Origin of the sequence: Rheinheimera maricola (assembly GCF_016918075.2) — a bacterium.
GTDB lineage: Bacteria > Pseudomonadota > Gammaproteobacteria > Enterobacterales > Alteromonadaceae > Alishewanella > Alishewanella maricola_A.
In genome coordinates this window covers 1-921 of the sequence record NZ_JAERPS020000019.1, presented here as the reverse complement: position 1 = coordinate 921, position 921 = coordinate 1, and the positions used below count along the sequence as shown (strand labels likewise).

At 47.7% G+C, this 921-nt stretch carries 1 protein-coding gene; it reads left to right on the top strand.

All coding sequences use genetic code 11. The features are described 5' to 3' along the window. Position 1: 1 nt before the first annotated feature. Positions 2 to 921, top strand: a 920-nt coding sequence (locus I4W93_RS20205; protein WP_224673586.1) for a transposase, incomplete at its 3' end; no start/stop codon positions are given.

The window sequence follows — 921 nt, the reverse complement described above, 5'->3', positions numbered from 1 at the left end:
TATCCCTTACGATTACAACCAAAGTGCCATGGTGGTGATTAATTATCTCGACCAGCTACAGCCAGGTACTTTTGAACACGCTATTCATTACCTGATTGATAACAAGCTGGACTTGTCGATATTTCATAGCAAATACCAGAATGAAGATAACGGCCGTCCGGCGTACGCCCCGGCTGTGCTGTTAAAAATTATTTTGTTTGCCTACTCCAAAGGCATTACTTCCAGCCGTGAAATACAGTGGTGCTGTGAAACCAATATCATCTTTAAAGCACTGTCCTGCGATACCGTGCCGCACTTTACGACCATAGCTGCCTTTGTTAGTAGCTCAACGGTGCAAATTGCCCAGCTGTTTGAACAGGTATTGTTGGTATGCCATCAGCAGGGCTTGCTGGGTAATGAACTGTTTGCGATAGATGGCTGCAAAATGTCTTCCAACGCTGCTAAGGAATGGTCGGGCACCTTTAAAGAGCTCAGTGCCAAGCGGGATAAACTGAAACGACAAATCCGCTACCACCTGGAGCAACATAAAAAGTTGGATGAGCAGGCCAATGCCGATGAGGCGCGTAAAGCCAGGCACCAGCAAAGCATAGACACGCTGAATAAAGCGCATGACAAGATTACTGACTTTTTAAAGACCGCCAGTCCACGGATGGGCCGGGGCAAAAAACGCACGGAAGTGAAAAGTAACATCACTGACAACGAATCAGCCAAAATGACCACCAGCAAAGGTACGATCCAGGGCTACAACGGCGTTGCGGCAGTGGATAAAAAGCATCAAATCATTGTCGATGCGCAAGCCTTTGGCGAAGGGCAAGAGCACCACACCTTAGTGCCTGTGCTGGAAAAGATACAGCAACGTTATAAACGTATGGGTATCAGCGACAATATCTTTGCCGGTAACACCATCGTCACGGCCGACAC